The organism is Micromonospora sp. NPDC006766 (assembly GCF_040636055.1).
GTDB lineage: Bacteria > Actinomycetota > Actinomycetes > Mycobacteriales > Micromonosporaceae > Micromonospora.
This window is the reverse complement of record NZ_JBEYIX010000010.1, coordinates 37,651-52,162: the sequence shown is the minus strand read 5'-3', so window position 1 is coordinate 52,162 and position 14,512 is coordinate 37,651. Positions and strand designations below refer to the sequence as shown.

Genomic DNA, 14,512 nt, shown 5'->3' with positions numbered 1-14,512 from the left:
GATCTCACAGGTCGATCGTGCGGCCCTGGGCACGGGCGGTCTCGGCGGCGTCGAGCACCGCCACCACCTCCCGGCCGAACCGGACGTCGCAGCGGTGGTCCCGGGTGCCCGCTTCGACCTCCTCCAGCAGTTGGTCGATCGCCGCGCCGAAGGCCTGGAGCACGCTGCCGTCGCCGGGCGGGACGGTCTCGACGCCGTTCTCGCCGAAGAAGACGAAGTCCTGGGTGACCGCCTCGGCCGGCGCGTCCAGGGTGAGCGAGAGGCTGCTGGTGGCGCCCCCGTCGTGGGTGAGCAGCAGGTGCACCAGCCCGCTCGGGCCGTCCATCGCGGCCACCCGGGTGACCCGGCCGAGCACGGGCAGGATCAGCGACAGCGCGTGCGGGCCGATGTCCCAGAGCGCGCCCCGCTCCCGCCGCCACGGCGAGTTCCCGTACGAGTTCCCGGGCTGGAAGATCGAGACGAACCTGGTGGCCCGGGCGTGCTGCCAACCGCCGGCCGCAGCGGTCGAAGCGAGGAAGCCCGTGACGCTCGGTTGGAAACGCTGGGTGAAGAAGACCACCGAGGCCACGCCGGTGGCCTGGGCGGCGGTGACCACCCGGTCGGCCTCGGCGAGGCTCAGCGCCAGCGGCTTGTCCAGCAGCAGGTGCCGCCCGGCGGCGGCGGCCCGGACGGCGATGTCGGCCTGGATGTCCGGCGGGAGGGCGACGGCGATGGCGTCACAGGCGCCGAGCAGCTCGTCCACGTCACTGAAGGCCGGTACGCCGTGCCGGGTGGCCAGCGCGCCGACCTTTTCCGGATCCCGCCCCCAGACTCCGGCCAGCTCGGCCTGCGGGTGGGCGTCGATGGCCGCGGCGTGCGTCTCCGCCGCCCAGTGACCGGTGCCGAACAAGCCGAACCGCAGCACGCGTCCCCCTGCCGTCGTCGTCCGCCCCGGCGTACGCCGGTGGCCTGCGATCCACGCTAGTCGTTTCGCCCGGGCCAGGGGGCCCCGACGCGGCGGGAGAGCCGGGCGGCAGTGGCTACTACGCCGCTTAGTAGGCTGTGCCGGTGAACGCGACTGTTTCGCCGGCGGTGTCGATGACCAGCGCCGCGGCGGCCGGCTCGCCGGTGGACGGGATCCTCGCGACGGCCGCGATCGTGCTGTCGCTCGTACTCGCGCTGTGGGCTCTGGTGGCGGCGGTGCGCCACCGCGCACCGGACCGGCTCCAGTTCGCCGGGCTGGCCGTGCTGGAGGCGGCGCTGCTCGCGCTCGCCGTGCTGGCCCTGGTGGCGCTCGGCGGCGGCGAGCGGCCGGGCGAGCCGGGCGCCTTCTTCGGCTACCTGGTGACGCTGGTGTGCCTGCCGCCGCTGGCCTGGGTGCTGGCCCGGATGGAGCCGACCCGCTGGGGCTCGGCCATCGTCTGCGCGGTCTGCCTGGTCACCCCGGTCGTAGTGGTGCGGTTGCAGCAGACCTGGGAGGTCGTCGGTGGCTGAGCCGCGGACCACGAACCGGGGGCCGGGTCGGCTGCTGATCGCGGTCTACATCCTCTTCGCCATCGCCGCCACCTCGCGGGCAGGCCTGCAGATCGCCACCAAGTTCGACGAGGCGCCGGTGGCCTACCTGCTCTCCGCCGTGGCCGCGCTGATCTACATCGTGGCGGCGGTCGGTCTGGCCCGGGCCGGCCACGCCGGCCGCAGCCTGGCCCTGGCCTGCTGCTCGGTGGAGTTGGTCGGGGTGGTAGCGGTCGGCATCCTCAGCGTGGCCGACAAGGCGCTCTTCCCGCACGCGACGGTCTGGTCCGGGTTCGGCAGCGGCTACGGCTACATCCCGCTGGTCCTGCCGATGCTGGGCCTCTTCTGGCTCTGGCGCACCCGCCACGACCCCGCCTGAGGCCGTCCCACCGGCGCGGACGGCCGTCCTGCCCGGCGCGGACGGCCGTCCTGCCGCTGGGGGACCGGGCGGGACGGCGACCCGGTCAGTCCTTGGGCCCGCCGGCGACGTAGATGACCTGGCCGGAGACGAAGGACGCGCCTTCGCTGACCAGGAACGAGATGGTGTGCGCGACGTCCTCCGGGCGGCCGGTGCGGCGGACCGGGATCTCCGCCGCGGCATGCTGCTGGAGGGCCTCGAAGTCGACCTTCATCCGGGCGGCGGTGGCCGCGGTCATGTCGGTGACGATGAAGCCCGGCGCGACGGCGTTGACGGTCACCCCGAACGGGCCCAGCTCGATGGCGAGGGTCTTGGTGAAGCCCTGCAGGCCGGCCTTGGCGGCGGCGTAGTTCGCCTGGCCCCGGTTGCCCAGCGCCGAGGTGCTGGAGAGGTTGACGATCCGGCCCCACTTCCGCTCGACCATGTGCCGCTGCGTGGCCTGGCTGAACAGGAACGCGCCGCGCAGGTGCACGCCCATCACCGTGTCCCAGTCGGCGTCGGTCATCTTGAACAGCAGGTTGTCGCGGAGCACGCCGGCGTTGTTGACCAGCACGGTCGGCGCGCCCAGCTCGGCGGCGACCCGCTCGACGGCGGCCTCCACCTGGGCCCGGTCGGAGACGTCGGCGCCGACCCCGAGCGCCCGGCCGCCGGCGGCGACGACGGCGTCCACGGTCTCCGTGGTCGCCGCCGCCTCGATGTCGACCAGGGCGACGGCCATGCCGTCGGCGGCCAGCCGGCGGGCGGTGGCGGCGCCGATGCCGCGTGCGGCTCCGGTCACGATGGCGACGCGGGGCTCCTCCGACATGATTACCCTCCGGTAACTTGAGCTCGATCGAAGGAGCCTAACCCAGGCGTACGCGGGCCGAGCCGGCCCTCACAGCCCCTTGCCCCGACAGAGCCGGATCCATCGGTAGCCGTAGCCGGCGAGCTTGAGGTGGTCCAGCTTGCCGACCTCGTCGTAGTTGCGGTCGGTGAACACGTCGATCGGCAGGTCCGCCTCGGGGGCGAGCATGCTCAGGTCGACCTCGGTGTCCTCGGTGCCGAGGTTGTGCAGGAAGACCATTGTCCCGGTCGGCCCGTCAGCTCGGTGCGCGAGCACCCCGGGCGGCATCGGGGCGTCGATGTGGGAGGTCCTGCCCGAGCCGGTCTCCGGCGCCTCCCGGAGGGTGCGGATCATGCGCTCAAACCAGCCCAGCAGCGACCTCGGGTCCTTTCGCTGGGCGGTCACGTTGACCTTCTGGTAGCCGTACTCGCCCCGGTCGATGACCGGGCTGACCAGCTTCTCGGGCGCTGCGGTGGAGAAGCCACCGTTCTCCTTGTACGACCACTGCATTGGGGTGCGGATCGCCTCCCGCCCCGGCAGCGACAGGTCCTCACCCATGCCGATCTCCTCGCCGTACCGCAGCACCGGCGTGCCGCGCAGCGAGAACTGGAGCGCGTACGCCAGCTCGATGCGCCGGCGGTCGTTGCCGAGCATCGAAGCGAGCCGGCGGCGAATGCCCCGGTCGTAGAGGCGCATGTTCTCGTCGGGGCCGAACTGTTCGTACACCTGGTTGCGCTGCTCGGCGGTGAGCCGGGACAGGTCGTTCTCGTCGTGATTGCGGAGGAAGGTCGCCCACTGCCCGCCCTCGGGCAGCGCCGGTGTGTCCCGCAACGCCTCGATCACCGGTTCCGGGTCCTGCCGGGCCAGGGCGAGCATCAGTCGACCGTTGAGCATGAAGTCGAAGAGCATATGGAGCCGGTTGGCCGCGCCACCGCTGTCGCCGAAGAAGGTGGGGAGCTGGTGTGGTTCGACGTTCGCCTCGGCCAGCAGGATCGCATCGCCGCGCCGCCACTGCAGGTGCTGGCGCAGTTCGGTGAGGAAGTCCAGGTCCTTTGACGAGTCCGGGTTGCCGGGCTCGGTCAGCTCGATGATGAACGGAACCGCGTCCATCCGGAACCCGGATACGCCGAGCTGGAGCCAGAACGCGACGACCTTCTTGATCTCCGCGCGGACCTGCGGGTTGGCGATGTTCAAATCCGGCTGGAAGTGGTAGAAGCGGTGGTAGTACCAGGCCTTGGCGGTCCGGTCGTAGCTCCAGGTTTCCTTCTGCTCGCCGGGGAAGACCATGCCCTGATGGCGGTCCGGCGGCTCCTTCGCCGACCAGACGTACCAGTCGCGATAGGGCGAGTCGGGCGAGGACCGGGCGGACTGGAACCAGGGGTGCTCGTCCGAGGTGTGGTTGACCACCAGGTCGATGATCACCCGAAGGCCCCGGTTCCGCGCCTGGTGCAGCAGTTCGGCGAAGTCGCCGAGGCTGCCCAGACGCGGGTCCACGTTGTAGAAGTCGGTGACGTCGTAGCCGCCGTCCCGCCGAGGGGACGGATGGATCGGATGCAGCCACAGGCACGTCACGCCGAGCCGGGCCAGGTAGTCCAGGCGGCCGATGAGGCCACGGATGTCCCCCACTCCGTCGCCATTGGAATCAGCAAAAGTATCGATGTCGAGGCAATAGATCACCGCCCCCTGATACCACCGCTCGCCCATGCCCCGACTACTTCTCCCCGCCACGCCTCCGGCAAACCCGCCGACCATGGAGGTGTGACGCCCGTTAGACCAGCTTCACGGCCTTTGTCCGGCGCCACAACTCCATGATCGACAAAGTGGTGTGCTGGTGGGTCAGTACTTTGCGGTGATTGAGGTGAACTCCCAGGTGTTCTGGGCGATGCCGGAGCAGTTGGAGACCACACCCCCGTTCGGGCAGGGGCGATCCCGGTTGACCGCCCAGAAGGTGAACCGGGCCAGCCCGCGGGCCTTGGCCCAGTCCCGGATCTGGGTCCAGATGGCCGGGGAGGTCAGCTCCTGCTGGTCGGAGAGACCGTTCATGCCGGAGATGCCCATGTGGGCGTACGCGGTGGCGTCGGACCAGCCGAACGCGGACTTGAGCGCGCTCTTCAGCCCCTCGGCCGCGTTGACCGTGTTCTGGTACATGTTCGCGCCGCCGCCGAAGTCGAACGGCATGATGGTGAAGACGTCGACGTTGGCGCCCAGCGCGGCGGCCTGGTTGATCAGACGGGTGCCCCACCAGTTCGGGCCGGTGGTCGACGTGCCGATGGTGACGATCGTCTTGATGCTCGGGTTGTTCTGCTTGACGATCTTCAGTGCGCCGAGGATCCGGTCCTGCACCACCTCGTTCTCGAACTCGTCGCTGTTCTCGATGTCGATGTCGATGGCCTTCAGCCCGTACGCGTTGATGACCTGCTGGTAGGCCCCAGCCAGGGCGCTTGCCGAGGAGCAGTTCGGGCCGAGCTTGTTGCCGCTCCACCCGCCGAAGGACGGGATCACGTCACCGCCGGCGGCCCGGATCGCGGCGATGGTGTTGGCGTGCGCGCCGCCGGTGAGCGGCCCGCTGCCGTCCCAGGCCGGCTTGCAGCCGCCGCCGGAGAGCATGAACGCGATGGTGAACCACTTGACCCCGGTCGCGCTCATCACGGTGGCCGGCGCGGGCGGGTCACCCCAGCCCGGGTAGAGGTAGGGCGCGGCGGCCATCGCGCCGGTGCCGCCGCCGGTGCAGCCGGTGGTGGTGGCCGACACGACCGCCGACTTCGCCGACTCCCCGCTGGTGTTGTACGCGGTCACCGTGTAGCTGTGCGCCGAGCAGGCGGCCAGCCCGGAGATGGTGGTCGAGGTGCCGGTGACGGTGGCCTTCACGCTGGTGCCCTCGTAGACCCGGTAGCCGGTGACCGTGCCGGAGACGGCGTTCCAGGCGAGCGAGACCGAGGTGTTGGTGGTGCCGGTGACCCGCAGGTTGCCCGGGGTGGCCGGTGCTCCCGGGTTGCCACCGCCGCCACCGGTGCACGACCCGCCGTTGACCGTGCAGTTGGTCGGGTCGCCGTTGCCGTTGACGTTGAATCCGAAGGTGGTGCTGGCGCCGGGGCCCAGGGTGCCGTTCCAGGACTGGTTGACCGCGGTGACGTGCTGACCGGAGGCGGTCAGCACGGCGTCCCAGAACACGCCGAGGCTGCTGCCTGCGGGCAGGTCGAACTGGACGTTCCACGAGGAGATGCTGGCCGAGGTGTTGTTGGTGACGGTGAACTTCGCCTCGTAGCCGGTGCCCCAGCTGGAGACGCGGACAAAGGAGGCGGTGGCGGCTGAGGCGGGTGGCGCGGCCACGACGGTGGCCGCGACGAGGGCGGCGGCGAGCGCGGCGGCGAATGTCGCCACGCGGCGGGAGCGGAGTCTCACGGCGTCCTCCAGGGACCGTTGCGGTGGTGGGACGCCGGCCCGCGCGAGCCGGCGTGGAGGTATTCATGACCGTCGACGTCAGCGCCCATTATTAAGACTGTTAACTGTTTCTGTCCAGAGGGAGCCGGGCGTTGAGAGGGGCCCCTTCCTATACGCCAGGCGTGAACAAGGGGCCCCTGCTTCAGGGTCAGCGGCGGAAGGTGAACCAGTTGACGTTGACGAAGTCGGCGCCCTGGCCGCTGGAGAAGGTCAGGTAGACGGTGTGCCGGCCGGTCACCGGGTTGACGTTGCCGGGCACCGAGCGCCAACTCTGCCACCCGCCGGTGTTGGTGATCGCGAAGCTGCCGATCGGTGAGTTGCTGAGGCTGTCCACCCGGACCTCGACCAGCCCGCTCACCCCGGCCGCCGCGCCGGAGGCGACCCGGGCCAGGAAGTCCCGCGGCGGGCTGCTGCCGAAGTCCACGTTGTCGTAGCGGGCCCAGTCACCGTTGCTCAGCGAGCCGATGTCCTGGCCGCCCTCGGAGCACGCCTCCACCTGAACCCCGCTCTGGGCGTTGAACGCCTCGGCCTGGATCGTCGAGTACGCGTCCACCACCCCGCCCGGTGGCGGGCTGGTCGGCGGCGCGGTGGTCGGTGGCGGGTTGCCGCCGCCCCGGCTGTAGACGGCCACGTAGTCGACCAGCATCGGCTTGCCGGAGACCGTGGCGGAGGTCGGCGTGCCGGTGCCGGCCACCCCGTTCGGGAAGCTGCCGCCCATCGCCACATTGAGCAGCAGGAAATAGCCGCCGTGGTTGGTCATCTGCCCCCAGTACGAGCCGACCTGACTCTGGCTCACGGTGTGGAAGAGTTGACCGTCGACGTACCAGCGGAGTTGCTGCGGGTTGACCGAGGCGTCCCACTCGAAGCGGTAGGTGTGGAATGCCGCCTGGCAGGTGCTGCCCGGGCAGGCCCGGGAGTTGCCGATGCCGTTGAACTCGTTGCACGGCCCACCGGGGGCGACGCCGCAGTGCAGCACCCCCCAGACCGAGTTGATCCCGTTGACGTTCTCCATGATGTCGAACTCGCCGACGCCCGGCCAGTTCTGGTAGTTGCCCCGGTACGGCGAGCCGAGGGCCCAGAACGCCGGCCAGTAGCCGGCCGCCTGCGCGCCGGTGACGTTCGGCATCTGGATCCGCCCCTCGATGGCGAGGACACCTCCGGCCGGCGGCTTGAAGTTGGTCCGGACGGTTTCGATCCGGGCCGAGGTCCACCGGCCGGAACCGTCCCGCAGCGGGGTGATCCGCAGGTTGCCGGCACCGTCCTGGCTGACGTTGGCGGTGTTCGAGGTGTACGTCTGGATCTCGCCGGTGCCCCAGTTGGCCGGGCCTCCCGGGTAGCTGGTGCCGGTGTCGATGATCCAGTTGGCGGACGAGGGCAGGGTGCCGGCCGCGCCGGTGAAGTCGTCGCTCCAGACCAGGCTCCAGCCCGACGGGGGCGGTGGGACGGCGGCCTGGGCGGTCATCGAGACGGCGGCCAGTGCGGTGGTGGTGGCGAGCACGGCCGCGGCCAGAGCGAGCCGCCGGCGCGACGGGCGCACGGCGGACGGGGCGGCGCATGCCGCCGGGACAGGGTTCATCGGGATGCCTCTCTGCGGGGACGGGGCGAGAGAGCGCGCTCTAAGCCCGATTAGTACGCCCCACTCCCACACTTGTCAACGCTCATCGATGCCTGCCGTCGCTGCTCGGCGCGGGGCGGCCGGCTCAGGACTCGCGGACCAGGGGGAAGGGGAGGGTCTCCCGGATGGATCGGCCGGTCAGGAGCATCAGCAGCCGGTCCACGCCGAGGCCGAGGCCGCCGGTGGGCGGCATCGCATACTCCAGCGCGGTGAGAAAGTCCTCGTCCAGCTCCATCGCCTCCGGGTCACCGCCGGCCGCTCGCAGCGACTGTTCGGTGAGTCGGCGCCGCTGCTCGGTCGGGTCGACCAGCTCGGTGTACGCGGTCCCCAACTCCATCCCGAACGCCACCAGATCCCACCGCTCAGCCAACCGCGGATCGTGCCGGTGCTGCCGGGTCAGCGGGGACACCTCGGTCGGGAAGTCCAGGTAGAACGTCGGCTCCTCGGTCCGCGCCTCGACCAGCCGCTCGTACAGCTCCAGCAACACCGCGCCGCGCCCCCAGCCCGGGTCGTACGGCACCCCGGCGGAGTCGCAGAACTTGCGCAGGGTGTCCAGCTCGGTGTCGGCGGTGACCTCCTCACCCAGCGCGGCGGAGATCGCCTCGTTGACCGTCCGCACCGGCCACTCGCCGCCGACGTCGACCAGTTCGCCGCCGGGGCGGCGGGCCGCCGGCGTGCCGTGCACCGCCACCGCCGCCGCCACGATCAGCTCCCGGGCCAGCGTCCGCATGTCGTGGTAGTCGGCGTACGCCTGGTACGCCTCCAGCACGGTGAACTCCGGGTTGTGGCGGTGGTCGACGCCCTCGTTGCGGAACGCCCGGCCCAGCTCGTACACCCGCTCGATCCCGCCCACGGCCAGCCGCTTCAAATAGAGCTCCGGCGCGATCCGCAGGCTGAGCCGCAGGTCGTACGCGTTGCTGTGGGTGACGAACGGGCGGGCGTTGGCACCGCCGTGCACCCGCTGCAGGATCGGCGTCTCCACCTCGAGGAAGCCCCGCCCGACGAGCGAGGTGCGCAGGCTGTGCAGGGCCGCACCGCGCGCCGCCAGCAGCTCCCGCGCGTCGGCGTTGATGATCAGATCCAGGTAGCGCTGCCGGACCCGGGCCTCCGGGTCGGCCAGCCCGTGGTGCTTGTCCGGCAGCGGGCGCAGGCACTTGGCGGTGAGCCGCCAGTCGGCGACCCGGACCGACACCTCGCCGCGCCGCGTGGCGTACACCTCGCCGGTCGCGCCGACGTGGTCGCCGATGTCGATGGTGGACCGCCACCGGTCCAGGTCGTGTTCCAGCATCAGCTGGAGGTCGCCGGTGCCGTCCCGGACGGTGGCGAACAGCACCCCGCCGTGGTCACGGACCAGCAGCACCCGGCCGGCGACCGCCACTGTCTCCCCGGTCCCGGTGTCCGGGGCCAGCCCCGCGTGCCGCTCCCGCACCGAAGCGCAACCGTCGGTGCGCGAATAGCCCACCGGGTACGGGTCGACCCCCTCGGCGCGGAGCCGGTCGAGCTTCGCCTGGCGTACCCGGATCTGCTCCGGCCGCTCCATCGGGGTCGGCTCCGGCGGCACGGCCCGGACCGTCGCGGCGGCCGGCGGCACGAAGCGCACCCCGCCACCGGGCGGCGGCACCCCGTACAGCGGGGTGGGCCGGCCCCCGGGAAGGGCGAGGAAACCCTCGGCGATCGCCGCCGCGATGCCCACCCGGGCCAACTCCCGGCGCTCGGCGAAGCAGAGATAGCGGGGCATCCAGTTCGGCTGGTACTTGGCGTTGGACAGGTAGAGCGACTCGAGCTGCCACCAGCGGGAGAAGAAGATCAGGGCGTACCGCCAGAGCCGGATGAGCGGGCCGGCGCCGATTCGCGCGCCCTGCTCGAAGACCGAACGGAACACCGCGAAGTTCAGCGATACCCGTTCGACGCCGAGCCGGGCTGCGGCGACCAGCAGCGCGGCCACCATGAACTCGATGACCCCGTTCTCGGCCGTTCGGTCCCGGCGCATCAGATCCAGCGACAGCCCGTTCGCGCCCCACGGGCTCAACGACAGCAACGCCCGCACCCGGCCCTCGGCGTCCCGGGCCTCGACCAGCACGCAGTCGCCGTCGGCCGGGTCGCCGAGCCGGCCCAGCGCCATCGAGAAGCCCCGCTCGTTGTCGGTGTCCCGCCAGGCGCTGGCCAGCTCGGCCAGCCGGGACATCTCCTCCGGCGGGATCTCGGCGTGCCGCCGCACCCGGGCGGCGTAGCCGGCGCGTTCCACCCGGTGCACCGCCTGGCGCACCGGCCGCATGTCCCGGCCGTCCAGGTCGAACTCGCGGGTCAGCAGCACCGCCTCGTCGCCCAGGTGCAGCACCTTCAATCCGTACCGCTGGTAGGCCCGGGCCGCGGCCTCGCTGGTGCCCATCACCGCCGGGATCCAGGCGTACGCGCGGGCCTGCCCGAGCCACGCCTCGATGGCCGGGCCCCACGCCTCCGGGTCGCCGACCGGGTCGCCGCTGGCCAGACTGACCCCGTTGACCACCCGGAAGGTGATCGCCGCCTTGCCGCTGGGTGAGAAGACGGCCGCCTTGTCCCGCCGGGTGGCGAAGTAGCCGAGGGAGTCCCGCTCGCCGTGCCGGGCGAGCAGCTCGCGGATCCGCTGCTCCTCGCCAGGGTGCAGCACCGCGTTCGCTCGCTGGGAACGGACCAGGGTGAACAGGCCGGTGACGAACGCGATCGCGCCGAAGAAGCCGAGCAGCAGGTTGACCCAGCCGGGCGCCTGGCCCCGGCGGGTCACGTCGAGCGTGATCGCGCCACCGAACACCTTCTCGGCCGCGTACCCGAGCCGGTCCGACCAGCCGTGCAGGCTGCCCGGCTCGAACAGCAGCAGCAGGTAGCCGAGCCCGACCGAGACCGCCGCCAGGCCGAAGAAGACGCCGAGCGCCCGCCAGAAGCTGCCGCCGCGTACCCGGGCGTAGAACTCCCGCCGGGCGGCGAGCAACAGGGCCAGCGCGCCGGCGGCGAAGGCGATGCCGACCCACACCCCGACCGTTTCCAGCGTGGTGAAGAGCCGCTGCCCGGCGGCGGCGTTGAGCTGGTTGCTGCCGAACAGCAGCAGCACCACCCCGGCCGCCACGCCGACCACGAGGGTGAGGCTGAAATACACCACCAGCACCCAGTACGCCAGCCGCTTGCGCCGCAGCACCGCCGAGGCCAGGGTGCCGAGGAAGACCGCGTACGCCAGGTTGGCCGGCGCGGGCAGCAGCAGGGCGTCGATCGCGGTGCGCAGCGGCTGGACGCCGGTGCGCAGGGCACTGCTCAGCGCCGCCACCGCGGAGAGCGCCGCGACCACCCAGAGCAGGGTGGCGAAGCCGCGCGGCACCTGCCGTCGCCAGCCCCGGCCGGTGCGCCGGGCCTCGTTCCCCGTCCGCGACGTGCTGCTCGGAGTCAACGAAACCTCCCTGGCTGCCGGCGACGACGCACGGGTCGACCGGGCCTCATCGTAGGCCCGTCGACGCCACCCGGGACACGCCGTACGGGAGCAACCCCGCGGTCGATCTCCACGTGCCAGGATGGGCCTCATGGCGGAACGGCTGGTCGTCATCGGCGGGGACGCGGCCGGGATGGCGGCGGCATCCCAGGCCCGGCGTCGCCGCGACCGGACCGAGCTGGAGATCGTCGCCTTCGAACGGGGCCACTTCACCTCATACTCCGCCTGCGGCATCCCGTACTGGGTCAGTGGGGTGGTGTCCGAGCGGGAGCAGCTCGTCGCCCGCGACCCGGCCACCTTCCGGGAGCGGTTCGACATCGACGTCCGGCTGCGGCACGAGGTCACCGCGATCGACCCCGAGCGCCGCGAGGTGGTCGCCCGGGACCTGGCCGGCGGCGGGCAGGTCCGCGAGCGCTACGACGTCCTGATGTACGCCACGGGCGCGACGCCGGTGCGGCCCGAGTGGGCGGCCGACAGCATCGCCGGGGTGTTCGGCGTGCAGACTCTCGACGACGGCACGGCCCTGCTGGACTGGCTGGACCGCGAACCCCGGCCCCGCCGCGCGGTGGTCGTCGGCGGCGGCTACATCGGCGTGGAGATGGCCGAGGCGCTGCTGCAGCGCGGGCTCTCGGTCGACCTGGTCGAGCAGGCCGACCGGCCGATGGCCACGATGGACCCGGACATGGCCGACCTGGTCCTCGACGCGTTGCGCCGGATCGGCGTCGGGATCCGTACCGGCCTGACGGTCACCGGTCTGCGGGAGCGGGACGGGCGGGTCGCCGCGGTGGTCACCCCGGAGGGGCCGATCCCCGCCGATGTCGTGGTGCTCGGTCTCGGCGTACGCCCGAACACCGCGCTCGCCGAGGCCGCCGGCCTGCCGCTCGGTCCCACCGGCGGGGTGCGCACCGACCGGCGGATGCGGGTGCCCGGGGTGACCGGGGTCTGGGCGGCCGGCGACTGCGTGGAAACCCTGCACAGGGTCAGCGGGCTGCCGGTGCACGTGCCCCTGGGCACCCACGCCAACAAGCAGGGCCGGGTCGCCGGGATCAACATCGGGGGCGGGTACGCGACGTTTCCCGGGGTGATCGGCACCGCCGTGACCAAGGTCTGCGACCTGGAGGTGGGGCGGACCGGCCTGCGGGAACGGGACGCCCTCGCCGCCGGCTTCGAGTTCGTCTCCGTGATCGCCGAGTCGACCAGCCGGGCCGGCTACTACCCGGGTGCCCGCCCGATGACGGTCAAGCTGATCGCCGAGCGGTCCAGCGGCCGGCTGCTCGGGGCGCAGATCGTCGGCTGGTCCGAGGCGGCCAAGCGGATCGACGCGCTGGCCGTGGCGCTGTGGAACGGCATGACGGTGGACGAGATGACCTCGCTGGACCTCGGCTACGCCCCGCCGTACGCCCCGGTCTGGGATCCCGTGCTGATCGCCGCCCGCAAGGCCGTCGACGCTCTCGCCCGGTAGCTGTCGGCCTTCGGGTGCACTTGTTGTCGCTGGAACGACAACACCTGCATCCACAGTTCCGTCGAGGGGCGCGGAGAATGGCCGGATGGAGATCCCCGAGGGGTTGGGCTGGGTCCGGCGGACGCCGGCGGGCCGGGACTGGCTGGCCGAGCTGCCGGACCTGCTGGCCGGTTGCGTCGGGCGATGGGGCCTGCGCATCGGTCGGCCGTACGCGTACGCCTTCGCGTCGCTGGCGGTGCCGGCCGAGCTGTCGGACGGCACCCCGGCGGTGCTGAAGATCCAGTACCCGGACGACGACAGCCGGCACGAGGCAACCGCGCTGACGCACTGGGCCGGTCGGGGCGCGATTCGGCTGCTGGACCACGACGCGCCGAGCCGGGCGCTGCTGGTCGAGCGTTGCGTGCCCGGGGCTCCGCTGCACGAGCTGCCGCCGGACGCGGCACTGGACGTGGCGGTCGAGCTGCTCCCCCGGCTCGGTGTGCCGGCCGGCCCGCCGTTCACCTCGCTGGCAGAGGAGGCGGCCGGCTGGGCGGAGCGGATGCCGGCCAACTGGGAACGGGCCAACCGCCCGTACGAGCGGCGGTTGCTGGACTCAGCGCTCGGGCTGCTCGCCGACCTGGTGCCCAGTCAGGGCGAGCAGGTGCTGGTCAACCAGGACCTGCACGCCGGCAACGTGCTCCGGGCGAGCCGGGAGCCGTGGCTGGCCATCGACCCGAAGCCGCTGGTCGGCGAGCGGGAGTTCGCGCCGGTGCCGCTGGTGCGCGGCGCGGAGCTGGGGCACTCGCCGGAGGCGGTGCGCCACCGGCTGGATCGGCTCACCGCCGAGCTGGGCCTCGACCGGGAACGGGTGCGGGGTTGGACGATCGTGCACACCGTGGCCTGGAGCATCGGCGGCGATCAGGTCTTCCCCGGCAACGTCGAGGTGGTCCGCTGGCTGCTCGGGTAAGGAAGGGCCCCTTATCAACGCCTGCGGTAGAGAAGGGTCCCCTTCTCACACCGAGCCCTGGCAGCTGGAGCACCAGTAGAGGTTGCGGCCGGCCAGGTCGCCGCGGCTGATCTCAGTGCCGCAGACGTGGCAGGGCGCGCCGGGGCGGCGGTAGACGTACACCTCGCCGCCGTGCCGGTCGACCCGGGGCGCGCGGCCCATCACCTCGGGCAGGTGGGCCGGGCGTACGGTGTCGATCCTGCCGCGTTCCACGGCGAGGGTCATCAGCGCGACCAGGTCCGCCCAGAGCTCCGCCCAGCCGGCCGGGGTCAGCTCCCGGCCGGGCAGGGCGGGCGGCAGCCCGGCCCGGAACAGCGCCTCGGTCACGAAGATCAGGCCGGTCCCGGCCACCACGGACTGGTCCAGCAGCAGCGCCGCCAGCGGGGTGCCGCTGCGCCGGATTCGCGCGTACGCCCGGTCCGGGTCGGCGTCGGCGCGCAGCGGGTCCGGGCCGAGCCGGTCGCGCAGCATCGCCACCTCGGGCGGGGTGAGCAGCTCGCACGCGGTCGGGCCGCGCAGGTCGAGCCAGTGCCGGTCGGACGACAGCCGGAGCCGTACCTGCCCCACCGGGGGTGGCGGCTCGCCGGGGCCGTCGGCGAACTTGCCGTACAGCCCGAGGTGCACGCGCAGGGTCAACTCGCCGGCGTAGTGGTGCAGCAGGTGCTTGCCGTACGCCTCGGTGCCGTCCAGGACGCTGCCGGTGAGCCGGGCCGCGCCCACGGCGAAGCGGCCCTGCGGGCTGGCGGCGTGCACCTTGTCGCCGGCGAACAGCTCGGCGTGCCGGGCCGCGAGGCGGTGGATCGTGTGTCCCTCTGGCACGGGC

The 14,512-nt window shown here is 72.3% G+C and carries 11 protein-coding genes; 4 read left to right on the top strand and 7 right to left on the bottom strand.

Annotated elements, in window-relative coordinates; all coding sequences use genetic code 11:
• Window positions 1-4 precede the first annotated feature (4 nt).
• A complete protein-coding gene (locus tag ABZ671_RS12910; RefSeq protein ID WP_357855896.1) occupies window positions 5-904 on the bottom strand; it encodes a Gfo/Idh/MocA family oxidoreductase in 900 nt (299 codons plus the stop codon).
• A 173-nt stretch (window positions 905-1,077) separates the two neighbouring features.
• Between ABZ671_RS12910 and ABZ671_RS12905 the strand changes: the two genes are divergently transcribed.
• Window positions 1,078-1,473 carry a hypothetical protein gene (locus tag ABZ671_RS12905; protein WP_357856134.1) on the top strand — a complete coding sequence of 132 codons (396 nt, stop codon included), beginning with the start codon at window positions 1,078-1,080 and terminating at the stop codon, window positions 1,471-1,473.
• Window positions 1,466-1,870 carry a hypothetical protein gene (locus tag ABZ671_RS12900; RefSeq protein ID WP_357855893.1) on the top strand — a complete coding sequence of 135 codons (405 nt, stop codon included), beginning with the start codon at window positions 1,466-1,468 and terminating at the stop codon, window positions 1,868-1,870. The genes ABZ671_RS12905 and ABZ671_RS12900 overlap by 8 nt, the downstream gene beginning before the upstream one ends.
• Window positions 1,871-1,955: 85 nt before the next feature.
• Here the strand turns inward: ABZ671_RS12900 and fabG are convergent, their stop codons facing one another.
• From fabG to lysX, 5 genes are all read right to left on the bottom strand, one after another.
• Window positions 1,956-2,714 carry a 3-oxoacyl-ACP reductase FabG gene (gene fabG, locus ABZ671_RS12895; RefSeq protein WP_357855891.1) on the bottom strand — a complete coding sequence of 253 codons (759 nt, stop codon included), beginning with the start codon at window positions 2,712-2,714 and terminating at the stop codon, window positions 1,956-1,958.
• Between the two features lie 69 nt (window positions 2,715-2,783).
• Window positions 2,784-4,436, bottom strand: a complete 1,653-nt coding sequence (locus ABZ671_RS12890; protein WP_357855888.1) for an alpha-amylase family protein — start codon at window positions 4,434-4,436, stop codon at window positions 2,784-2,786.
• A gap of 132 nt (window positions 4,437-4,568) precedes the next feature.
• Window positions 4,569-6,134, bottom strand: a complete 1,566-nt coding sequence (locus ABZ671_RS12885) for a cellulose binding domain-containing protein (RefSeq protein ID WP_357855885.1) — start codon at window positions 6,132-6,134, stop codon at window positions 4,569-4,571.
• 187 nt (window positions 6,135-6,321) lie between these two features.
• On the bottom strand, window positions 6,322-7,749 hold the full coding sequence (locus ABZ671_RS12880; RefSeq protein ID WP_357855882.1) for a carbohydrate-binding protein: 1,428 nt from the start codon (window positions 7,747-7,749) through the stop codon (window positions 6,322-6,324).
• A gap of 124 nt (window positions 7,750-7,873) precedes the next feature.
• Complete coding sequence (lysX, locus tag ABZ671_RS12875; RefSeq protein WP_357855879.1) at window positions 7,874-11,203, bottom strand: bifunctional lysylphosphatidylglycerol synthetase/lysine--tRNA ligase LysX; 3,330 nt, start codon at window positions 11,201-11,203, stop codon at window positions 7,874-7,876.
• Window positions 11,204-11,333: 130 nt separating this feature from the next.
• Here lysX and ABZ671_RS12870 point away from each other — a divergent pair, with 130 nt between their 5' ends.
• Window positions 11,334-12,704: an FAD-dependent oxidoreductase gene (locus ABZ671_RS12870; RefSeq protein ID WP_357855876.1), complete on the top strand. Its 1,371-nt coding sequence runs from the start codon at window positions 11,334-11,336 to the stop codon at window positions 12,702-12,704.
• Window positions 12,705-12,789: 85 nt separating this feature from the next.
• Window positions 12,790-13,650 (top strand): aminoglycoside phosphotransferase family protein, encoded by an 861-nt coding sequence (locus tag ABZ671_RS12865; protein ID WP_357855873.1) that lies wholly within the window; start codon window positions 12,790-12,792, stop codon window positions 13,648-13,650.
• 45 nt (window positions 13,651-13,695) lie between these two features.
• Here ABZ671_RS12865 and ABZ671_RS12860 read toward each other — a convergent pair whose 3' ends face one another.
• Window positions 13,696-14,508 carry a DNA-formamidopyrimidine glycosylase family protein gene (locus tag ABZ671_RS12860; RefSeq protein ID WP_357855870.1) on the bottom strand — a complete coding sequence of 271 codons (813 nt, stop codon included), beginning with the start codon at window positions 14,506-14,508 and terminating at the stop codon, window positions 13,696-13,698.
• Window positions 14,509-14,512 lie beyond the last annotated feature (4 nt).